This is a genomic window from Nostoc sp. JL34 (genome assembly GCF_017114945.1).
Taxonomy (GTDB): Bacteria; Cyanobacteriota; Cyanobacteriia; order Cyanobacteriales; family Nostocaceae; genus Nostoc.
Window position 1 is genome coordinate 39416 of the sequence record NZ_JABXKQ010000089.1, and the last position, 23148, is coordinate 62563.

At 40.2% G+C, this 23148-nt stretch carries 17 protein-coding genes and 1 pseudogene; 10 read left to right on the forward strand and 8 right to left on the reverse strand.

Annotation, left to right across the window (positions count from 1 at the left end; translation table 11 throughout):
- Positions 1-265 precede the first annotated feature (265 nt).
- Positions 266-2347 carry an outer membrane protein assembly factor gene (locus HWQ44_RS16865; protein ID WP_292720633.1) on the reverse strand — a complete coding sequence of 694 codons (2082 nt, stop codon included), beginning with the start codon at positions 2345-2347 and terminating at the stop codon, positions 266-268.
- A gap of 233 nt (positions 2348-2580) precedes the next feature.
- Between HWQ44_RS16865 and HWQ44_RS16870 the strand changes: the two genes are divergently transcribed.
- Positions 2581-3942 carry a lipid-A-disaccharide synthase-related protein gene (locus tag HWQ44_RS16870; protein ID WP_292720636.1) on the forward strand — a complete coding sequence of 454 codons (1362 nt, stop codon included), beginning with the start codon at positions 2581-2583 and terminating at the stop codon, positions 3940-3942.
- 114 nt (positions 3943-4056) lie between these two features.
- Here the strand turns inward: HWQ44_RS16870 and HWQ44_RS33605 are convergent, their stop codons facing one another.
- The 3 genes and pseudogenes from HWQ44_RS33605 to HWQ44_RS33615 form a co-directional block, all read right to left on the reverse strand.
- The gene (locus HWQ44_RS33605) at positions 4057-4260 is read right to left on the reverse strand and encodes a response regulator transcription factor (protein WP_366931388.1); all 204 of its coding nucleotides are present in this window, start codon (positions 4258-4260) and stop codon (positions 4057-4059) included.
- Between the two features lie 35 nt (positions 4261-4295).
- The gene (locus tag HWQ44_RS33610) at positions 4296-4367 is read right to left on the reverse strand and encodes a hypothetical protein (protein WP_366931389.1); all 72 of its coding nucleotides are present in this window, start codon (positions 4365-4367) and stop codon (positions 4296-4298) included.
- 103 nt (positions 4368-4470) lie between these two features.
- A pseudogene (locus tag HWQ44_RS33615) lies at positions 4471-4809 on the reverse strand (response regulator transcription factor); the annotation flags it as partial.
- Positions 4810-5103: 294 nt separating this feature from the next.
- Here HWQ44_RS33615 and HWQ44_RS16880 point away from each other — a divergent pair.
- The 4 genes from HWQ44_RS16880 to HWQ44_RS16895 all read left to right on the forward strand — a co-directional run bounded on the left by HWQ44_RS16880 (position 5104) and on the right by HWQ44_RS16895 (position 8698).
- Entirely contained in the window at positions 5104-5397 is a 294-nt protein-coding gene (locus tag HWQ44_RS16880; protein WP_292720638.1) for a hypothetical protein, read from the forward strand.
- Positions 5398-5502: 105 nt separating this feature from the next.
- Positions 5503-5652 (forward strand): hypothetical protein, encoded by a 150-nt coding sequence (locus HWQ44_RS16885; RefSeq protein WP_292720641.1) that lies wholly within the window; start codon positions 5503-5505, stop codon positions 5650-5652.
- 550 nt (positions 5653-6202) lie between these two features.
- Positions 6203-7537, forward strand: coding sequence for a hybrid sensor histidine kinase/response regulator (locus HWQ44_RS16890; RefSeq protein WP_292720643.1), 1335 nt, complete (start codon positions 6203-6205; stop codon positions 7535-7537).
- Between the two features lie 36 nt (positions 7538-7573).
- Positions 7574-8698: a hybrid sensor histidine kinase/response regulator gene (locus HWQ44_RS16895; RefSeq protein WP_292720646.1), complete on the forward strand. Its 1125-nt coding sequence runs from the start codon at positions 7574-7576 to the stop codon at positions 8696-8698.
- A gap of 103 nt (positions 8699-8801) precedes the next feature.
- Here HWQ44_RS16895 and HWQ44_RS16900 read toward each other — a convergent pair whose 3' ends face one another.
- Together HWQ44_RS16900 and HWQ44_RS16905 are read right to left on the reverse strand one after the other, a co-directional pair.
- On the reverse strand, positions 8802-9257 hold the full coding sequence (locus tag HWQ44_RS16900; protein WP_292720649.1) for a response regulator: 456 nt from the start codon (positions 9255-9257) through the stop codon (positions 8802-8804).
- A 3086-nt stretch (positions 9258-12343) separates the two neighbouring features.
- Entirely contained in the window at positions 12344-13810 is a 1467-nt protein-coding gene (locus HWQ44_RS16905) for an RtcB family protein (protein WP_292720650.1), read from the reverse strand.
- Positions 13811-14386: 576 nt separating this feature from the next.
- Here HWQ44_RS16905 and HWQ44_RS16910 point away from each other — a divergent pair.
- From HWQ44_RS16910 to HWQ44_RS16920, 3 genes are read left to right on the forward strand one after another with little or no spacing between them, the layout of a single operon-like run.
- Positions 14387-14581 carry a heavy-metal-associated domain-containing protein gene (locus tag HWQ44_RS16910; RefSeq protein WP_292720653.1) on the forward strand — a complete coding sequence of 65 codons (195 nt, stop codon included), beginning with the start codon at positions 14387-14389 and terminating at the stop codon, positions 14579-14581.
- A 43-nt stretch (positions 14582-14624) separates the two neighbouring features.
- Positions 14625-16973: a heavy metal translocating P-type ATPase gene (locus HWQ44_RS16915; protein WP_292720656.1), complete on the forward strand. Its 2349-nt coding sequence runs from the start codon at positions 14625-14627 to the stop codon at positions 16971-16973.
- A 19-nt stretch (positions 16974-16992) separates the two neighbouring features.
- A complete protein-coding gene (locus HWQ44_RS16920) occupies positions 16993-17220 on the forward strand; it encodes a hypothetical protein (RefSeq protein WP_292720659.1) in 228 nt (75 codons plus the stop codon).
- 84 nt (positions 17221-17304) lie between these two features.
- On the opposite strand, the gene HWQ44_RS16925 is transcribed toward HWQ44_RS16920, so the two are convergent.
- Positions 17305-17733 carry a heavy metal-responsive transcriptional regulator gene (locus HWQ44_RS16925; RefSeq protein WP_292720662.1) on the reverse strand — a complete coding sequence of 143 codons (429 nt, stop codon included), beginning with the start codon at positions 17731-17733 and terminating at the stop codon, positions 17305-17307.
- Between the two features lie 588 nt (positions 17734-18321).
- On the opposite strand from HWQ44_RS16925, the gene HWQ44_RS16930 reads away from it, so the two are divergent.
- The gene (locus HWQ44_RS16930; protein ID WP_292720664.1) at positions 18322-19410 is read left to right on the forward strand and encodes an aromatic ring-hydroxylating dioxygenase subunit alpha; all 1089 of its coding nucleotides are present in this window, start codon (positions 18322-18324) and stop codon (positions 19408-19410) included.
- A 1274-nt stretch (positions 19411-20684) separates the two neighbouring features.
- The gene (locus HWQ44_RS16935; protein WP_292720666.1) at positions 20685-21149 is read left to right on the forward strand and encodes a CYTH domain-containing protein; all 465 of its coding nucleotides are present in this window, start codon (positions 20685-20687) and stop codon (positions 21147-21149) included.
- 224 nt (positions 21150-21373) lie between these two features.
- On the opposite strand, the gene hmpF is transcribed toward HWQ44_RS16935, so the two are convergent.
- Positions 21374-23137: a pilus motility taxis protein HmpF gene (gene hmpF, locus HWQ44_RS16940; protein ID WP_292720668.1), complete on the reverse strand. Its 1764-nt coding sequence runs from the start codon at positions 23135-23137 to the stop codon at positions 21374-21376.
- Between the last annotated feature and the right edge of the window lie 11 nt (positions 23138-23148).

Sequence of the window (23148 nt, forward strand, 5' to 3'; positions counted from 1 at the left end):
TTAGATTCTGCATGACTAGTACTATTAAAAAATTAATGTCCGTGAAAACGTGACAATAGCTTTTTTCCTATGATTATTGCAATGTATATATTATTAAATATTGTGTAATAAATTTGTCAATTTATAAAAGTCATTTTCAGAGGCGATCGCTAATAGAGATATGAGCCAAAAAGAATGTAGAGGCGTAGCACTGCTACGTCTCTACAAGGGTTCTGAACAACGCATATTTAATTTTTGGAACTTTTCAGCAACACCTTAACTCAGATTAAAATCGCTGACCAATACCTAGATGTACTTTGCTTTCTCCCTGGTCATTAATGCCATAGTCAGCCCGGATTAAGCCTAGTGGTGAATTTAATCGCACTCCCGCCCCATAACCAAAACCATAACCTGGTTTATCCCGCACACCCGCAGGATCTCCTAATACAGTATCACCAGAGCCTAAGTCTGAGGCGAAGTCGGCAAATAATACACCGCCTACGATTGGTAAAACGGGAAAACGATATTCGGCAGAAGCTAACACGTAACTGCGACCACTGCCAACTTCTCCAGAATCGTAACCGCGCACTGAGTTGGAACCACCCAAGTTAAAGCTTTCGTAAGGCGGTAAATTTCCAATGACGGTACCAGCTTGCACATTTACTGCAAAGACTTGTGGCTGTTTGCTATTAAATAATTGGACTGGTAAATACTGACTGTAGTTGGCTTTAAGACGATTGAGAGAAATATTACCTTCACCGATGGGCACAGATTGTTCTGTACTCAGACTCAAAACGGAACCTTGAGTGGGATTGAGGGGATTATCTCGTTGGTCTTTGGTGGCGGTGAAGGATACAGTAGTTAGGTCATCAACGCCAGTTCCACTGACAGATAGGGGATTGCCCTGAGCGTCGGTTGGGGTAATATTACCTTGGCGATCGCGAATACTAGTTCGGGTATAGTTTAATCCTAATGAGGTACTCCAGTCGTCAATTGGTCGCTGCAAGCTGACACCACCGCCAATTTGAGCTTCCCGCACTTTATCGCCGTTAGCTAGCGTAATCTTGTCATCAAAGGTTTCCGAAAGTTCCCGACTCCGAAAACCATTTACAGTGTAGCCGAAGCGATCGGGGTTAGTTGTCCGATAGGGACTGATAAATTTGGTATTAAACTGTAAGTCTCGGCTACTTACACCAACGTTCACACCTAAGGTATCATTAATACCGCCGACATTCTGATCTTGATAGCTGATTGTGCCTACTAAACCCTGATCTGCATTGTAACTACCACCCAAGTTAACACCACGCGCCCCAGTTTCTTTGAGTTGATAGACTAAATCAAGTTTTGTCGCATCTCCTTCTAAAACAACATTCACAGTCTCAAATAAACCAGTCCGATATAGCTGTTGGATATCTTGTTTAACGACATTTTCTTGGAAGATTTCACCAGGTTTCAACTTGAGTTGCTGTTGGAGGAAATCTGGTTTGGTACGTCCGCCGACGGGATTACCTTTGCTATCAACGGTTTTACCTTCATCGTTGACAAAGCGAAACTTGATATCACTCACCAAACCTTCAGCCACATTCACAGTGAGAATACCTTGAGAACTGGGTTTAATTGATAGCACCCGCGCCAAGTTATAACCATTGTCGGCGTACCACTTGTTAATTTCTGCTACTGATTGTTGCAGTCCAGCAGGGCTGATGGTGGTTCCAATCTGAGATTGCAAACGTTGTTGAGCGACTTGATAGGTAAGGACTTTAGCACCAGATAATTGCAGCGATCGCACAATCACTGGTTGCACTTGATAAACTACATTTAATCCAGCCTGTGTGCTAAAGCTATTCACACTGACGTTGCTAAATAAACCTGTATCCAATATTGCAGCTACATCTTTTTGTAGCTGACTTTGACTGGTTTCTCCACCAGCCTGCGTTTTAATTACTTTGCGAATAATGTCTTGCAATTCTTGATTGGCTCCCACTACCTGTACTTCTGTAGCTGTGACGACTAAATCACTTTCAGTAGTAGGGGTTTTGGGGGATGAAGAGGGGAGAGGGGGAGTAGGGGAAGCAGGGAGAATTATTTTGGAATTTAACTCTTGTGCTGATTTTAAGACTACTGGGGAATTTTTGTTTGCACCTGTTTGCACGGCGACGGGATTTTGGGAAAATTGTTGTGCAACTATAGTTTCTGGGGAAGCAATTGTCTCTATCCGTGCGGGAGTATCTTCAATTATCGGCACTACCAAGTTACCAGCTTTTTCGGTTGGAGTAACGGTTTTAGCCGATGCAGCCGTTGCTTGCTGAGTAATATTGGCAGCAGCTAAAGTAGCTAAAGTAAAAATTGCAGTAGCAGAAACTCGCATAATATTTAACCTAATTAACTAGGAGTTATACCAATTTTGAATTTTAGATTTTGGATTAAAAGTCTTGACAAAAGCCTGTTACAGGAATTTCAAATAATACTACCTATCTAAAATTGGTGTTAGTTGTAGGGAAGTAAAGAAATAGGGATAATACTAATTTCCAGCTTCTTCGCCGATTTCCCTATTTATACCTCTTACCCAAACAGACAGTTAATTTTGATATTTTGTTTCTTATGAGTAATATATCTCGGTCATACCTAGGCTCTAACTCCCAAGCTGCAACTTCTCCTTTGCGGTTACTTGTATTAAGTAATGGTCATGGGGAAGATATGATTGCTGTTCGGATTTTGCAAGAACTCCAACGACAACCAAACCCACCAGAGATATTTGCTTTACCTCTGGTGGGTGAAGGACGTGCTTATGAACAGTTGGATATCCCCTTTATCGGTTCAGTCCTGACTATGCCTTCTGGCGGCTTTATTTATATGGATGGCCGCCAATTAGCGCGGGATGTCCGCGGTGGTTTATTGCAACTTACCCTCAACCAAATTAAAGCTATCCGCCGTTGGGTGAGTTCTCAAAAAAAATTAGGTAATAATAGAGCAATTTTAGCAGTGGGAGATATTGTCCCGCTGCTGTTTGCAACTTTCAGTGGCGCTAATTATGCTTTTGTGGGTACGGCAAAATCTGAATATTATGTGCGGGATGAAGCGGGAATATTACCGCGAAAATCCAAAGATGCACGTTGGGAAAACTTTTCTGGTTCAGTTTACCATCCCTGGGAACGTTGGTTGATGAGTCGTCGCCGTTGTAAAGCGGTTTTTCCTAGAGATGCACTGACGACGGAAACATTAAAACAATGGCCAATTCCAGCTTTTAATTTGGGTAATCCCATGATGGATGGTCTAGAACCGACGTTTTCACGCCAACAATTTTATAGTCAGAATACTCAACAGCAAGAGACAGTTCGACCTTTTGTAGTGACTCTTCTTCCTGGTTCTCGTGCGCCAGAAGCATACACCAACTGGGAAACAATTATGATTGCTGTATCTGCATTGATGGCAAGTTTTCAACAGCGAGATTCAATCTTCTATACTTCTAACAAAGTAGTGTTTTTAGGTGCGATCGCACCTAGTTTAGACTCGAATATTTTATCCCAAAGTGTGCAATCCCAAGGCTGGCGAACTGAATCAGCATCTCCTATCCAACTTCCCGATCCAAATATCTTGACATTTAAACAAAGAAATGCATATTTGATTCTGACAAAACAAGCTTATAATGATTGCTTGCATTTAGGAGATTTAGCGATCGCAATGGCAGGTACAGCCACAGAACAGTTTATCGGTTTAGGCAAACCTGCGATCGCGATTCCCGGTAATGGGCCACAATATAACCCTACCTTTGCTGAAGCGCAAAGTCGTCTTCTCGGATCATCTTTGATTTTAATTGATCAGCCAACAGAAGTTGCCAAGGTCGTACAGTCTCTCTTCAAAGATCCTGATATTTTGCAAATTATTGCCGAAAATGGTCGGCGACGCATGGGTAAACCAGGAGCCGCACTACGCATTACGGAATGTTTACAGGAACGATTTTGAATGAGCATTGGGCACTTGTACTGAGCTTTGCCGTTGGCGCAGCCTCTCCAAGAGTTGTATTGACTATTGGGAAAAAATTCAGTCCTCACTCCCCAGTCACCAGTCCCCAATTCCTCACGCCACCAATCCAGAACGTAAGGCCCTCACAGCAGCTTGGGTGCGGTCATCAGCACAGAGTTTATTGAGAATGTTGCGAACATGGGTCTTCACAGTACCAACTGTAATGTAGAGTTTCTCGGCAATTTGCCCATTGCTGCACCCAGCTACAATCAACTCCAGGATTTCTAATTCCCGTTGAGTCAGGGGGTATGTTTCCAAAACTTGCTCGTATTCTGACGCCAGCGCTTCTATTTTTACTGTCTTCGGCTTGTCAGAGCTTTGGCTCTCTCCAGGAATACCTTGCCGCATCTTTCGCAATACCACATTGGCAATTGCCGGATCAATCCATGAGTTACCGCCGTAAGTTGCTTGGATGGCCTCAGTTAATTTACTGATGCTAGTTTCTTTCATGTAATAAGAATCAGCACCTGCTGCAAAGGCTGCAAGTACAGCATCCTCTGTATGATCCATTGTCAAGATGAGAATCTTCGTCGTTGATTGCCCAGTTTCAGCTTGGTGACGTTTGAATTTACGGGTAAGTTCGATACCATCCATGTCAGGCAAGCCGATATCTACAACAGCTACATCTGGCTTTGCCGTTTCTAAAAGTTTTAATCCTTGGGTAGCATTTGCCGCTTCGCCAATTACTTTTAATGCACTGTGAGACTGTAATGCTGCTCGTAGCCCCATTCGTGTTAAGTCATGATCTTCAATTAAAATAATACTAATTTCATTCATCGCTACACTCAACTCTTGCGCTGTTTGCATCTTTCAAAATATTACCTTTTGTCAGCACTATCTCATTATTTTCCCAAACCTAAGATAGATGATATTTCAACCAGTATGCATCCACCGATAGAAATAATAAATCTCCGATTTTTTGATATTTCGATAGAGGACAAATCTAGCTGGAGATATATGGATACTTGTACAAAAAGTATGAAATATTATTGACACTAATGCCAAATTGCTCCCTCTTGCTTAAAATTCAGCTTTGAATTGCCATCTTCTACTCGTTGATTACTATTATCTTGTATAAAGCTTTGAAAAAAGCTGACGAAAATGGACAAATTACAATGGGTCGAAGTTGCTTTCCGAGAAAGTGAACGATGGTTTCGAGTGATTTTTAATCAAACTTTTGGATTCATCGGATTGATAGAGCCAATAAGAATCCTCATGGAAACGTTCAAATTTGGGGGAATCACCAGCAGCAAGGTAATTCGTCGTCCTTTGTCACAAGCTTGTTGGTCTGATTTTTCACCATATATGGAATCCCTCACTTCCATTCTTGAAGGGAGAGGCTTTGAGTTTTTGCCCAACTGTAGGGAAGCTTGCTTAGGGGGTAGGTTTTGTTGATATTTCCACATAACGTGAAAAGTTCAGGTTCGATGGTGGACAATCTCAAAAGAAATTCCAGCACAACTACAAGTGGCAATCACGCCTGCGTCCAGATAGTAGGGTTTGGAAGCAGTTGGTATTCTGACTAAAATTCACGAGAAGGTCTTGGTAATTTTGCGAACATTGAAAGATCGCGATCGCCAGAAAAATACCAACAGAGGTCTGGCGATATTTAAGAAAATTATTGAAGTTTTAGGAGGTAGGATTACTTAACATTTACAAATATGTATAGAGAGTACTTTCTTCTTTACTTACTCTAATCAATCTAATGGGCAAAACTGTTCAAGCTTATGGTACACGATAATTGTATGCAACTCTCACCAATGGCTGACGACGGTCGCTTGCTCACTCATTTACAATTGTTTTAAGCTTAGTAAAGTATTTTATTTTACTTTATGTCAGTTCTGTCTGCTGTTTTCAGCTCAATAGTTTTCGATTTGTTAGTTGCTAATTTTTTGAGAGCCATTGGTCATTTGCGAGGAGTTTAATTCCCAGGCTTTGGCAAATTAACCAGATTGAAGATACAACAGACTGAATTGAGATCAAGGAAATGTCCAAACTGGATATATCCTGACGCCTTTGACCTTGCTTAACTTTGTTGAGATAATGGCAACGCTCAACAAGTATTCGATTATTATGCAAAATGTCTTAGTCAATCAAGTTACAGATTTTAGATGTCCGAAATCTTATATTCTTTAGTTGGATAATCTGAAAAGAGAAATGTTATACATCAACCTATGTTTGGCGGCAAAAATAAAAACCGATGGAAGAGACGCTGAAAATTTTGGTTGTAGAGGATGACGAAGTAGACCGGATGGCAGTTCGTTGTGCCCTGACTAAAGCAGGTGTTCAAATGGAACTGTCTGAAGTAGGCAATGGTAATGATGCGTTTTCTGCCTTAAGCACTAGTGCCTATGATTGTGTCTTCCTCGACTATCACTTACCAGACCAAGATGGACTAACCTTGATCCAACAGTTACGTTTTTCGGAAATTAAAGTTCCTTTAGTAGTCCTAACTGGTCAAGGAGATGAACAAATTACTCTCCAATTAATCGAAGCTGGTGCTACAGACTATCTCTCTAAGTCGAGAATATCCCCAGAAAGCTTGGCACAGGTTTTGCGGAGTGCGATTCGGGTTTATCGGGCTGAAATGCAGGCAGATTTGGCAAACCAGCAACTCAGAGAAACTCATGAACAACTGATTCGTAAGAACCAAGAATTGGAGAGACAACAGCAACTGATTCAAATGCAAAACTTCAAGCTATCGGAGGCATCACTACTAAAATCACATTTTTTGGGAACTATGTCCCACGAACTCAGAACGCCAATGAATGCGATTATTGGTTTTTCGCAAATACTATTGCGTCCTAAGTTCGGTCAACTAACGCACCAGCAAGCAGATATGGTTGAGCGCATCTTAAATAATGGGAAGCATTTGCTGATGCTACTCAATGAAGTTCTCGACTTTTCCAAGCTAGAGGCAGGACGATTAGACTTAAAGGCGGAAATATTTGATATATCAAAGGTAATAAATCTTGCTGTCGCTGAAATGCGTTCCCTAGCTGACGCCAAGAATCTCTCATTGTTAGTGCAAACCGATTTGCAAAATCCTTTGGTATTTAATGATCCAGTTCGGATCAAACAGATTTTAATTAACCTACTCTCTAATGCCATTAAGTTCACAGAGTCTGGGGATATTTGGGTTGAGGTTAAGGAACTACCTGCAAATCGAGTGGCAATTATTGTTCAGGATACAGGTATTGGTATAGCCCCCAGAGATTTTAAACGTATTTTTGAAGCATTTCGGCAAGTCGATCAAACTATCACTCGCAAATATCCAGGTACAGGTCTGGGTTTAGCAATTATAGATTCGCTGGTACGAATGATGGGCGGCAAAATATTTCTTGAGAGCAAATTGGGGATCGGTTCAATGTTTAAAATTGAATTGCCGCGTCAAATCACATTGCCGACGGGAGCAGGCGAACCTCCACCTATACAGGGAGATAGTGACGGAGTTTTTTGCTCTGCTAAGAATCCACATCAATCATCTTCTCAAAGCCGGAAAGCACCAATAGGATATCCTAAATTTAAACTATAAATTACTTCCAAAGAAATTGATAAAAGTTGATAAATCATGTCTGTAGTTGAAAATAATAAAATTTATCGTATCCTCGCAGTTGACGACACTCCAGATAATCTTATTTTGGTTCAAACAATTTTAGAAAGTGAGGGGTATGAAATTGATTTGGCTTCAGATGGAATAAAGGCTTTGCGGCAAATTGACCAATCTCCACCCGATCTGATTTTGTTAGATGTGATGATGCCGGGGATTGATGGTTATGAAGTCACACGTCGGATTCGGAAGAACCCTGCACTCTCTTATATCCCAATTCTGTTGATTACTGCCTTTCACGAATCGAGCGTTGTGGAAGGTTTGGATGCTGGTGCTGACGATTTTATTCGTAAACCATTTGATACTGATGAACTACTGGCAAGAGTGCGATCGCTATTGCGTCTCAAGCACAGTCTGGACGAACAACAAAAAATGGCCCGCCAACGGGAAGACTTTGTTTCCCGTTTGACTCATGATTTGCGAACTCCCTTAGTAGCCGCCGATCGGATGTTGAATTTGTTTGAGATGGAAACATTCTGCAAAATTTCGCCGGAAATGAAACAGGCGATCGCAGTCATGATTCGCAGTAACCAAAATTTAATGGAAATGGTGAACACCCTGTTAGAAGTCTATCGCTTTGAGGCAGGTAAAAAAACGTTGAATTGGGAGATATGCGATTTACGTGAGATATCTCAAGAAGTAGTCAGCGAACTAAGTCCTCTAACTAGTGAAAAAGGCTTAATCTTGAAAATAGACACTAGTAAATTAGATACCCTGGGTAAAAACGCTGGTATTATTATGGGCGATCGCTTGGAACTACGGCGGGTGCTAAACAACTTGATCGCAAATGCCATCAAATTTACAGATACAGGAGGCATAACAATCCGCATTTTTGAAACATCACCTCATTCAGGAAATCCAGATTTGGTAACAATCGAGATACAAGATACAGGATATGGAATTGCGCCTGAAGATCAAGCAACAATTTTCGAGCGATTTCGCCAAGGCAGAAATAAACGCTCAGGTAGTGGCTTAGGACTACATCTATCCCACCGGATTGTAGAAGGGCACACAGGAACTATCCAGGTCACCTCTGAAGTAGGTAAAGGTAGTTTGTTTACTGTGCAACTACCTAAGAACACTTGATATCATATACCGCCTAATTACTTATTAAAAAACCTTCCGCGTTGCTGCGTCAGTCTTAATAATAAGTTCTTCTCCTTCACCTTCATCTTTCTCTGTTGGACTGCTAATCCTGACAAAGCTCAAAAGCGGAGTGAATACCCAATCTTCTCCCAAGCCCACGGCAAATTATAGCCTCTAATTCCTCAATCATATAAGGTTTGCTGATGTAATCATTAAACCCCGCCTTGAGGATACGCTCACGATCTTCTGCGCTAGCTAAAGCTGTGACTGCTACCACTGGAATTGTGCAAGTTAGAGGTTCTTGCTTCAGATGACGCACAACATCGATACCGCTGAGTCCTGGTAACAAAATATCCAACAAGATTAAATCTGGTTGATACTCTTTAGCTACCAGCACCGTTGCAGAACAATCTGTTTGACAAATAAATCTACAACCCATTGACTCAAGGGCATAACTAATTAGTAGAAGACTATCATCATGGTCTTCCACTGCCAAAATCAAAGGCTGGTGAGAGTTTTGCTTCTTTTCATCACTCATGAATGAATTTGTCAAATACATCTCTTCTCCAGAAGATTTTATTACGATTTATCGTCTTTATAGGAAGATAAAGACGATAAATCCTGGGAACAAAAGAATAGTGGTCAGTCAGGATTAGTTTGTATTTTGCTTTTGCCTAGTTGGTAATCCTTATCCACACAAAATTGCTGAGGTAAGAAAACCTCAAGCTGATAGGTTTAGCAGATACTTTTCGATTATACGCAAAATTACAGAATATTTTCTGAATGAGTTCATCATAAGTTTATATAGAAACATCAGATGATTATTTATAACAGTATCGCTTTACCTGTGTATGCTTTGAGCTTTTAAAGATACTGGATAAACAAGTAATCCAAACGATTAGCTGTTAAATTCCGTACTGAAGTTTACGTACTGAATAGAATGAAAACACAATCTTAATTAGTTTTACAGATGCGATTGAATAAGTTTTTACAAGTAGGTAAACTAAGAGATTAATGTTTAATAGGTTGCTGAAAAGAAGCGGCTGACCGTGAGATATTGCTTCTTTATTGACAATCATTGTTTCTCTAACCCTGCCTACTACTTTACCATAGCGCGAGTACATAAATTTGTTTCTAGATTATTGAGATTTTATATAGTATCAGATGCTACAAAAATATCAAAAAATATCATAACCAAACCTTATATTTCCAGGTAAGGGGATTGCAACAGTTAGGGGTTAAATAATGTAAAATTTCACAGATACTTGCTAAGTAGGTAAACTTAGTTAAACAGAAAATACAAATTATGGGTCGTAGGAATTACTTTAGTATTCAGGGTAAAAGTTTTCAGTGATTACTACATTTTTTTGTTTATTTATGCTCGTTTAGTTATTAGCAATCGCAAAATTATTTGGAGAATTTTTTCTAATCAATTAGATTCAAATATAGATATATTTTCTGCCATACACGAAAATAAAACTAGCTTAAATACACGAATTAATTGAAAAAAATTGAAGTTTAATCCAATCAAAATTTTGCCGAAAAAACCTGCTATTTATTGATTAAATTAGACAATTACTATATGTTAGTTTGAGAGCGGATAAATTTTATTTTGATTTTCCTATATTTAACTATTTATCTATCTAAAGGAGGTTGAATTATTTGTTAAATTGTCGATATGACTTACTATCAGATTTTATAATTATTGTACACATCCTAGAGGAAGATGACCAGAAGTAAGAGTAGCTCTAAATTAATTCTGGTGTGTCGAATAACTGCTTTCTATGGAGGTTTAGCTGAGTGCTAAACCTTTTTCATGGCTACATCATCGCCCTATAGCAATTTTTACAATATTTGTATACTCCCTAACGATAGATGTATTGATAGACTAAAATAACTAAATTCTGCTGATAGACTCTACTCTTATCTAAGGCTTGGTTCATCACCAAGCCTTTTTTATTAATTGACTGATTAAATATCTGGCAAATTCTCAGACAGAATTACACACAATAATTGTTGTTATGTAACTACTTTTGCTGACAATATATTTTTTACTCAGTCCCTAGATTTGTTTGTAGGTCATACTTCTCACTTTATCTTTTAATTGATATGAGTTACCATTAAGTATAATTTCACATAAATTGTCTAAAGCACTGGTATTAGATTAATATTTAGTTTAATACAAGCCTTTTTACATCGATAAATTGTCAATCTACCAACACTTTGTAGAATTTTTGTAAACCTACTAGAGACAGATGTACTGGAATCAAAGTAATTATAAATTAGCTAGGTATGGTAAACACTTGGTATATATAGGGCGTGGCTTTTAGCCATGCCTTTTTTGTGAGTAACACCAATTAAGTAAGAATCAGTAAAATACTTTTCTCAAATCTCTGAGTTTAATCTAAATAAGAGGTTATTATCAGATTATATAAAGTTTTACCTGATACTAAAGGAAGATAAAAGATCATCATATATTAAAATTTTAGTATTATAAAATACCAGATATAAATAGACCAAGCAACAAAAAACTACTAATACCATACATAGCTTAATATTCCTATCACTCTATGGATAGTAGAAATAACTATTTTACAGAGTTATTATTCAGCCTGTTAATGCCTGAAAAACGTGTATGCACCCTGGAATAATACCCAGGGTCTTTTTTTATAAAAAATCAGATTAGCGAAAGATAGACTCTCATTGGAGTAAAGATAAATTGAACGTCGATATTCTTATACGTTAGAATCTAGAATTATTCTTCAAATTTATGCCTAGCTGATGGACTATCAGTTTTTAGAATATTTGTACACATCTTTTAGGATGATAAAATGAAGTTAACGTAATTTTAAATTAACTAGATGTGGTAAATATTTAGTATATATGGAGGCTTGGTTTCAAGCCAAGATTTTTTCATCCTTTAGGTAGATTTTTATATACTTTTTTAAGAAAGTAGTTATGATTTATACCAATTTTTCTGATACCAGATTTCCGAATATTTATACACATCCTCTAGGATGATGATCTGTAAACAGAGTAGAACTAAATTAATTTAGTACGTTGTTAAGCACAGCAATTATTGAGGTTTGGTTCACAGCCAAACCTTTTTTTTAACAAGTAACCAGAAAATTTTATATCAGATTTCAGAATATTTGGACACAGCCTATAGGAAGATGAAGTAAAGTAAGAGTCATTCTAAATTAATCTTGGTGTAGTAAATGCTTGGTATATATAAAGGCTTGGTTTAACCAAGCCTTTTATTATGACTTATCAAGTAATGTTGCATCAGTTTTCAGCATATTTGGATACAGTCTATAGGAAGATGAACTGCTATCAAAATAGGTCTAAATTAATCTAAGTATCTGCTTAAGCACTAAATATATAGACAGAGGTTTAGCTGAGTGCTAAACCTTTTTTTGATCAAGTGAAGAGTAAGAAGCGACGCCAATAGCCCCTCGTAGACATCACTCTTTTCCATGAAGCTAAGTAAATTCCGATCTAAACTAGCTGATTGCAAAATAATCATCAAGTCGATGCGTTAATCACATTACTACGGATTTACTATAGCTTCACAGATGCGATTCTAATAAGTAGGGAATAAAGATGGATACCCCTGGTCAACACCAGGGGCTTTTTATTTGGCAGCTACGCCTTAAACGTCAACACCGGACTCAACCGCGCCACAACGTCCACCATTTCAGCCTCAACCTGCACATCAATGACAGACTGAATCGGTTTGTAGGCGGCGGGTGCTTCTTCAATTCGGCGTTCTTCACGCAGGGTGATGCAGTCTACTCCGGTTAATCCCAGTTCTGTCTCACTTTGAGATGCACCTTTGCGACTGAGATCGAAGCGAGAACGAATTCTTCCCGCCCCATGTGACGCTGAATTACAAAATGCTGGATTGCCTCTACCCACCATCAGATAAGAATAAGCACCCATTGAACCGGGGATAATCACTGGTTGGCCTATATAGGCGGGACAAGCACCCTTGCGTGTCACCCATCCTTCACCTCCTGGTAAGGTGATGTTATGAGGCAAGTCATAAACTAGCGGTGCTTCCACATCTTTGTATACTTCCCGTAAACGGAGACGTAGCAGTTCCGCTAATAGGAGGCGATTGACAAATGCATAGTTAGCAGCAGTGGCTTCAGCTTGCAGGTAACTGGTAACTAGTTCGGGGTGAGAATAAGTAGAAAGAGGAAAAATCTGAGAATCAGGATACTTCAGACCTTTTTGCCAAGTCGCCTTAGCTTTATCTCGCCACATTCCCCCGATATACTTACCCACGTTTCGAGAACCAGAGTGAATCATAAAAGCTAGCTGTCCCTCGCGCACTCCCCAGGCGTGGGCAAGTGGGCGATTTTCGACTTTATCAACCCGTTGCACTTCGACAAAATGATTACCACCGCCAATGGTTGCTAGTCCGCCATCGCGTACTAGTCCGGCATCGGGAACCAATTCTTCTGGTGCTAGTTTCCAGTCACCATCCATTGAACCACCTAAGAAGATGCGTTTGCTCTCTTGGGCAAGTTGTTGCAAATCAGACTTCACTACACTCCCAGTAGGCTGATCTAGCATGGCATCCAGCCAACCAGGAACTCCATACTGAAATAGCGATCGCATTGCGTCAGCAGTCATCGTCACATCACGCGTACCGAAGAAGTAATCCCCCTTCATCCGTTCTACGAATTGGTCACGCTTTGCTAGAAATTCGTCGATTGTCAAATCAACAACATGCAGGCGCATCCCACAATTGATGTCAGAACCGACAGCACCAGGGATGACCTGACCCACAGTTTCTACAATTGAACCAATAGCAACACCCGCATCACCTGGGTGAAAGTCAGGCGTAGCACAGGCACGACAAACGCATCCACCTGACGGGTGACGGACGCTTGCTAAATTTGCTAACTGCTTCAATGCCTTAGCTTCTACGGGGAAGTCTTCTGGTAGTAACACTTCTGCTACAGGCGCATCGGGAGAACTAATTAGACGGACAGAATAAGTGCGTAGACACGGAGCGGCTTGTCGCCAGACATCGCTATAAGTTACATCTAAACCTTGCCGCTCTAAAGCACGCAGGAGACGTTTGAGATTTTTTGGCTGCATGAAAACTCCAAATAAGGTCTTAAAGAAGACCCTTTGTTGTGAAGAGAGGAGGAGACTTGGTTCAGCAGCCGCGTCTCAATTAGTGCAGAAGGTCATTTTTCCAGAACTGTGGGCAAAACAACAGGTTAATTCTGACTAATGTGGTTATATAGCCTTAATAACACACACTGTCATCGGATGACAAGTGTTTGTAGTACGTTGTATTTTTTGATGGGCAACGGTTACCTCACATCTTGCACCTAGCCCTAGCGATTAGAAACCGCGGCTATACAAACGTCCGCCTACGCGGACTAAGGCAAAATCAAGGCTTTTCAACCTGCGGAGGCGACTAGAAGTCTTGTGTAGCCGCGACTTCTAGTCGCCTGGTGCAAGATATAAGTTACTCAGTTAAACCAAACTTGTAAAGAAATTTGAAGTTTAGCGAAAAACTTTTAAAAATCTCTAGACTCTCTAGCCGGCTAGAGAGTCTAGGATGAATTCAAGGCGACCCTCAACCAGAAATTTCTGACGTGTGAGGGATACGTCTCAGTCATCCAGCTTAATCTGGCTAGGTTGTGTATTTTATCCCGTAAATCTATGACTCTCCAACTCACAGTTCCCAGCATGTCTTGTTCTGTTTGTGCAAGCAAGATCACCAAAGCACTTCAGGCAGTCGATGCCAATGCTAGCGTTCAGGCTGATCCAACAACCAAGCTGGTCAATGTAGAAACTCAAGCATCAGAAACAGCAATTAAGGAAGCGTTGGCTGCTGCTGGCTATCCAGTTGCTTAATTTTTAAGATCCTCCCACACCAATCACAGCGGTTCATCTACTTATGGATACTCTCACACTCAAACTTCGAGGCATGAGTTGTGCTGCTTGCGCCAATAATATCGAAAAGGCAATTCGCTCTGTTTCTGGGGTAATTGACTGCAACGTTAATTTTGGAGCAGAGCAAGCCACCATCAAGTACGATCGCTCTCTAGCCAATTTAGAGAAAATCCAAACTGCGATCGCATCTGCGGGATACTCTTGTGACTCACTCCAGGAAGAATTGCTCTCCGAAGAAGATGATGCTGAGAAAGCGAGTAGGCAAGCATTACAACGCCAACTCTCCCTCAAGGTAGTAGTGGGAGGTGTAATCAGCATTTTCCTACTTTTGGGGTCGTTGCCCATGATGACTGGGCTGAACTTACCCTTAATTCCAAGTTTCCTACAAAATTCTTGGGTGCAGTTAGTGCTAACAACACCCGTCGTCTTTTGGTGTGGTGGATCTTTTTATCAAAATGGCTGGAAATCCCTCAAGCGCCATACGGCGACGATGGACACGCTGATTGCTTTGGGCACAAGTGCAGCGTATCTATATTCTTTGTTTGTCACTATTTTCCCGAAATTTTTTATTGCTCAGGGCTTGATTCCTCATATTTATTATGAAGTTGCCGCCATTGTCATTACCTTAATTTTGCTGGGGCGGTTGTTGGAAAATCGTGCTAGGGGACAAACTTCTGAAGCCATCCGCAAACTCATTGGACTACAAGCTAGAGATGCCAGAGTCATTCGTGATGGTAGGGAAATTGATCTTCCCATCGCCGAAGTCAGAATCAACGATGTGATTTTGGTGCGTCCTGGTGAAAAGATTCCAGTAGATGGCGAAGTTATTGCAGGCGCTTCGACGGTAGATGAAGCGATGGTGACTGGTGAAAGTTTGCCAGTCAAAAAGCAGCCAGGAGATGAGGTAATTGGAGCGACGATTAACGGTGCGGGTGCATTTCAGTTTCGGGTGACACGAGTCGGAAATGATACATTTTTGGCTCAAATTGTCAAACTAGTGCAACAAGCGCAAGGTTCTAAAGCACCAATTCAGCGCTTGGCAGATCAAGTGACAGGATGGTTTGTACCAGCTGTGATTGCCGTTGCGATCACCACTTTCATCATTTGGTTTATTTTCACGGGCAACCTCACTCTAGCCACAATGACAACGGTGGGTGTACTAATTATCGCTTGTCCTTGTGCTTTGGGTTTAGCTACTCCCACATCTGTCATGGTAGGAACGGGCAAAGGTGCAGAAAATGGCATCTTGATTAAGGGTGCGGACAGCTTAGAACTAGCACACAAAATTCAAACCATCGTTTTAGATAAAACTGGCACTTTGACTCAGGGTAAACCGACAGTTACAGACTTTGTAACTGTCAACGGCACAGCTAATAGTAATGAAATCCAGCTTTTACAATTAGCAGCAGCGGTAGAACGAAATTCTGAGCATCCTTTAGCAGCAGCGGTGGTGAAATACGCCCAGTCTCAAGAAGTGAGTTTAATAGATGCAAAGAACTTTGCAGCTAATGCAGGTAGTGGCGTGCAAGCAGTTGTTGCAAATCAGCTTGTGCAAATTGGTACACAACGCTGGTTAACAGAACTTGGAATTAACACCATAAGTCTCCAGCAGTATAAAGATGCTTGGGAAACTGCTGGTAAAACAGTCATTTTGATTGCTGTAGATGGCGAACTACAAGGAATAATGGGTATTGCTGATGCCCTCAAACCCTCCTCAGCAGCAGTGGTGAAAGCTTTACAAAAGTTAGGTTTAGAAGTAGTAATGCTCACCGGAGATAATCGTAAAACTGCTGATGCGATCGCAAGACAAGTTGGCATTCAGCGAATCTTTGCCGAAGTGCGTCCAGACCAAAAGGCGGCAATTATTCAATCTTTGCAAAGAGAGGGACTGGGGACTAGGGACTGGGGACTAGGGAAAAATACCCAATCCCCATTACCCCTTATCCCCAGAGGGGGCCCCACCTTCCCCAATCACCAATCCCTTGTTGCAATGGTAGGTGATGGCATCAATGATGCGCCAGCGCTAGCACAGGCTGATGTGGGAATTGCTATTGGTACGGGAACAGATGTAGCGATCGCAGCAAGCGATATCACCCTAATTTCTGGAGATTTGCAAGGAATTGTCACAGCAATTCAACTAAGCCGCGCCACCATTAACAATATCAAGCAAAATCTCTTCTTTGCCTTTATTTACAACGTCATTGGTATTCCCATTGCAGCAGGAATTTTGTTCCCTATCTTTGGTTGGTTACTCAATCCAATTATCGCCGGCGCTGCGATGGCTCTTTCTTCGCTTTCTGTTGTTAGCAATGCCCTCAGGTTGCGTAACTTTCAACCAAAAGCTATCTCATAATTGCAGGGTAATTTAGGAAATGTTCAGTAAAAAAACGCTTTGGGGAAGCCTGATAGCTGTAGTGCTGCTCACTAGCACATCAGGTATAACATTAGCCGAAATGCCAGCCCACTCGTCAGAGCAAACTAGCCAATTTCAACGCATTGAGCAACCTTTGGGCTTGAAAGTTGGTGTTGCGATCGCAGGTTTAGCCTTAATTGGGGTAGAGTTGTGGTGGTTTCTTCTTTATAAAAGTCCTGAATCTTAAGTTATGAGTGAATAATGAAGAAATTGCTCAAACTTCATTTCTTACTTTTTATTTACTTATCCCAGGTTAAACGCCCTGCTACCACTAACAGCACTGAGGAGGATTTTGAATAATCGGACAAATTGTATCCTCATGGTGGTCGCTGATATTCTTCCAACCTGAAAGTAATCCCTTTATTTCAGAGCGTAAAGTTAACAACTGATCAATTTGGCGATCAATCTGCAAAACCTTCTCTTCAAGTTTTTCTTTGATTTCACCACAGGGAGTTTGTCCTTGGTCATAAACGTGAAGAATATTTCCAATCTCTTCTAGGCTAAGACCAAGATTTTGCGCCCTTTTAATGAATGCTAGACGAGTTAGCACATCCAATGAAAACTGGCGAAAGCCTCCCTCTGTTCGTCTTAATGAATTGATTAAACCTAAACTCTCGTAATAACGAATTGTCCTAATGGGGATTCCGCTTAAATCTGTTACCTGACCAATTAAAAGCAGTTTTTTATCTTGAGTTAACACAGTAGATTTCCCAACTATTGTAATTATTATTACATATCATCATCCTATTTAATTTGTGAAAATAACAAGATTCAGATTCCCGACTTATCTAAGAAGTCGGGAATCTCGTTGTTTACAAATGATTTAACGTGAGTTTGACAAGTCTTATTTGACCTCTCCCCCAACCCCTCTCCGACACGGAGAGGGGAGCAAAAAGCTGAATTTTTCATTGCTTCTCCCTTTCCATTTCTGAGAGGGAGAGGTTCATCGAACTCACGTTGATTTAGGATTGCTATACTTTGCTAATTTATTTAAGTCATTTGAGATTCTATACAAATATTGACACCAGTATTTGAAAATTTTATTTAATTAGAGATTTTACTAAGTTCTCATTTTTCAAACATCTATTCTGAATGGATATTAGCTTATTTAAACTTGTATTGAATTGACATAAATTTAACACATGAAATAATGTTTTTTTAAATTATACCTTATGAATTTCATGCATTTATTGGGTAACTTTTTCTCATAGTACTGAAAGTAACTGTTTTTTTTTAGTTCTCATGTTAATTCTAGATCAACTGCTTCACTTCAAGTGAAACCATAAAAATGAATCTCAACTCGCAGACTTTTAGCTCAATCCGTAAACCTAAAATTTTCAATAATCCAGAGCGTTTTATTGAGGGATGGTATTGGGTAATACCTTCTCAAAATCTGCGGGTGGGTGAAGTAAAACCTGTCACAATTTTGGGCAGAGAACTAGTGATTTACCGTGGTAAGGACAAAAGAGTTGTTACCTTTGATGCGTATTGTCCACACATGGGCGCTCACCTTGCTGAAGGCAAAGTTGAGGGTAATGCACTACGTTGTTTTTTCCACCACTGGAAGTTTGATGCTGAAGGGATGTGTATTGATATCCCATGTTTAGATACGCCGCTTTCCCTAAAGTTACAAACTTGGCCCACTGCTGAGAAGTACGGAATGATTTGGGTTTGGACTGGAGAAATACCACAACAACCCCTACCTTTTGTTCCAGAGTTGGAACAAAAAGAGTGTGATATCGCCATCCATTCTCATTTTGTGATCAACTGTCACCCCAATGTGGTGATGATTAATGCGATTGATGCTCAACACCTCAATACAGTTCACAAACTGCCAGTAGAGATTATTTTTGAAAGACAAGAACTGAATGAAAATGCGATTATCTTCAGTAATACTACACCCATCAAAGATAATTCCTTTTTCATTAAGCTCATCCGTGTTTTCTACAAAAATGCCATAACTTACAGTATTTGCTATTGGTACGGTAGCATTGGCATTGTAACACTTGGCCCTGATTTCTTCCATGTCCACATGATGGTTGCAGTTCGCCTCTACGAAGGGGGAAAAACTGAAGGTCAAGTTCTGTTGATGACTAAAAAACGTAAAGGAATTTTTGGTTGGTTATGCAATAGAGTTGTGCTATGGCTGACTAAGATTGTAGCTAAGTACTTTCTCATGGGTGACATCAAGATTCTCCAAACAATTCAGTTTGATTTGAAAACTCCCATCAAATTAGATCAGTCAATTATGCAGTTTATTAACCATGTTGAAAAACAGCAATCCCTAATGTGGGGTACTTGGAAAGAAGCGCGATCGCGCGATGTGGAGAGCAAGCCCAAGCGTGAGAGATGGCAAGATACAATGAGTAATGACTAACATCATGTCTATATGCCCAGAATTCTGTCAGACTAATTGGCCAATTAAATGGTCACAATCTCATCCCATTGTCAAAAATCTTTGCAATAAATGAATCGTTTGTAGGGGCGTACATCTGTACATCCCTACCAATGGATGCGTACTAGATTTTGTGAAACGGTATAACAACTAATAAAGGTTAAAAGTCAATACGCTTGGGTTAAGACTTGATCCTCCTTAACCTTCCTTAAAAGGGGGGATTGGGGGGATCTTCCCTTGCAAAATATTACTAACACCAAACGTATTAGGTTAAAAGTTCAACAAAATTACTTTTAAGTTTTAATTTATTTTTGACTGGGCTACCAGATAAATAAAAAGAAGTGGCAAAGCCACTTCCTAATTCCCAGGTAGAACCTAAGTTATGAGTATAACGACTACAAAAATTTGAAATAGTATAAATAAACACCAATTAGCTGAATATCTTCATTTTACTTGTTTTCTGGGTGAGGAAATCCTGATTTACATCCACCAAATAACTGTATATTTACATAAGTCTTATGATTGTAATGCAGACTAAATTTTATCTAGTTCATCGCTAAGAGATGCTAGTTTTGCTTCTTCATCAAGAAGCTGCTGTTCTAATGGAAACTTGACTGCTGTACCATCCTCAATAGCTACAGCTTTCTTCATCTGCTTAAACTTCTCGCTGCGGATATCAAATTCTGCCTGAAGTGCATCTAGTTTTTGTTGCGATCGCTCAAAATGTCAGCGTCAATCACGCAGTGATATTCGTCAATCGTCCACTTTGCAACTATCACAGTTATGACAATTGATTCCTCCTAATGATTCTTGATATTCTCCCATTTTAAATGCACTTCAGGTCTGATTCAGAATCAGTTGATTGATTGAAGAATACTAAAAATTACTTATAGCCAAGATAACTTGACCAGAAGAACTGTGTAGCAGGTTGACAAAGCGGTACAGGGGTCACTCAATCAACCCATCCAGCAAAGTCGGTAAATGTTGATCAAACTGTTAATGTGATTAAGTATGGCGTAACTCTACTGCGGGGCGATCGCATAGAATTATTTTTTGAAAATGACTTGACAAAATAACCAAGTTATAAATTTATTACATCATATAGTTAAGTAGATACTTAAAGCACGGAAGTAAAATAACGAAATTCGGAGCTTTCCTCAGAAAAATTTTGTAATCCCCTGTAGTATAAGTTGATTATAATTAGCGAACAAACATATTATTTCTGAGATACAAAAGTAAATAATCAAGTAAGTAAAATGGCAAAAGAAATAGAGCGAAAATATTTAGTGAGAGGAGATAGCTGGAGAGGATTAGCGGAAGGTAGTGTATATCGTCAAGGATACATTGCCACACAAGATAAAGCGACTGTACGTATACGTATAGTCGGGTCAAAAAGTTATTTGACCATTAAAGGCCCCAATATCAAATATTCCAGATTAGAGTTTGAGTATCCTATTCCTGTTAAAGATGCTCAAGAAATACTTGAGACATTGTGTGAACGTCCCTTTATAGAAAAAAAGAGATATAAAATAGAATCAGGTGGTTTAATTTGGGAGATAGATGAGTTTGATGGTGTTAATAAAGGATTAATATTAGCAGAAGTTGAACTCAGTGATGAAAACCAACAAATTGAACTACCAACCTGGATTGGAGAAGAAGTTTCTGATGATTCCAGATATTTCAACAGCAATTTAGTAAAACAGCCTTTTTCACAATGGTAATGCTTGAAATATTTGGAACATCCAAATTTGGCAAAATACTTAACGAATAGAATTGGTGCTTACACAAACATAGTCAGCCTCGGCAGACTAATTAAAAATAAAGGCTTTGAAACCTACATTTCGCAGCCCTGTCATGTGATAACAGTTCTCTAATACTGATTACTGTGAGGTTGCATAGAAGCAGTTTTTCAAGCCCTTTGTTCTATGCAAAACCCCAGAACTTATTAAGACGCCAGTAATTCCGGCTGAGGCATTAAACTCTGGAGAGTATGACGCAACTGAGCGATCGCTTGGACTTGGTAATCACCAGTTTCCTGGAATTGATCCAAAGATTCTCCAATTCCTTGCAGCTTTTGCCGTAATCCATCTAGAGAATCCTGAATTGGTTGTAGTGTTTCTTGATAAAGATTCACCCGACCACAGAATTCAGCAGTTGTTCTTCGTAGAGATAGTAAGTTTTCCTCGATCGCTTTCAGTTCTCGGCGCTTTTCATCTAGATCGTGAGTTTGATTGTCAATCATTCCCTGATTTAGCTCAATCCCAGAACGAATCTGTTCAATCTCACGTTCTAGCTTTTGGATTTCCTGTGAATATTGTTGTCGTTGGGTTTCAATTTGTAACAGAATCGGTTCTAAATTAATTTTGTTGTTGCTTTCTTCTTCTTGAGTGACAGGATGTCCTTGGCGTCGCAGCAGTACAGCTTGGTGCTGCTTGAGAAACTTCTGATGCTGTAGCATATTGCGGCGTTGTCCCACCAAACTGGAGTTGAGCATCTGATAGAGGTCTTTTTCATCTGTTAATTCCAGTTCCAGATTAATGTGGTCATGGTCAGATGCGTGATTTATTTTAGTTTGAAGTTCTTCTATAGCTTCTTGTTTATATGTCAGTTCTTGTTCTTGATCGTGAACAAAGGTAGCATCTATTTCTAACTTATGCTGCAAATCTTGCACTATCTTTTGTAGTTCTTCTAAAGGTATTTTATCCAAAGCTTCCACATCAGCTTGCTGACCGAGAACTACATCACCAGATGTTGCAGCTAAAGAGTGAATCTGTTGATATAACTCTTCGGCGTTTCGTAACTGCTCTTTGATGATCCGAGCATACTCTTGTTTACTGGTAAAGTCTGCTGTATTGATCTGCAATTGGGCCGTTTGCTGCACTAGAGAATTTTGTGCTTCTTGACATGCATTTTGGCGATCGCTAAAGGTTTGTGACAATAGCTCTACTTCTTCTTGCTGTTGTGCGATCGCAATTTTTTGCTCCTCCAGTTTTTGCCAGTGCGGAGTAAGAGTAGCTTGCTGCTTTTCGACCAATTCCAAAGCCAGATGCAGGTGTTCTCTAACTGTTTCCGTCGGAACAACACGGCTAGATAAGCGATCGAGTAACTCACTCATTACTCGACTTTGCTCCTCATCCAAAACCGTCCCTTGTTTAAAATCCGCAAGACGTTCTTCTAGGCGACGCTGCTCACCGCGTAAATGCTCCCAAGCACCTTCCAACTCTTGGCGGTTGCGCTCAACTTCTGTTTGTAACCGTTCAATTTCCTGGCGCGAGGTGTCAACTTCTTGTTTTTGCTCCTCCAGGTGTTGCAACTCTTCCTCCAATTGTTGCAACTGTTCCGAGCGTACTTCCATGTCCATTTCACGGCGATTCAACTCTTGCGCCTGAAACGTTAGTGACTGTTTCCACTGATCAATCTCATCTTCCTTGAGCTTAAATTTCTCCAACTGGCGGGAAAAATTTTGCAAAATGTTGACTAGTGGACGCCCTGCTTCTTGAATCCGTTGCACTTGACGATTCGGATTCAGTTCAACCAGTACCAAAGCGCCATCATTTAATTTGCTTGCGTCCTCAGCGGCAATCACTTCTTCCGACACAGTACTCCAATTCTGGTCAGTTCGCTGACAAGCTAGCAGTTTCAGTTCAGTTTTAGCACCACCACTGAGTAAACCACCTTTCTGTTTTTGTACTTCTGCTAAATACAGCACACCGTTAGTCC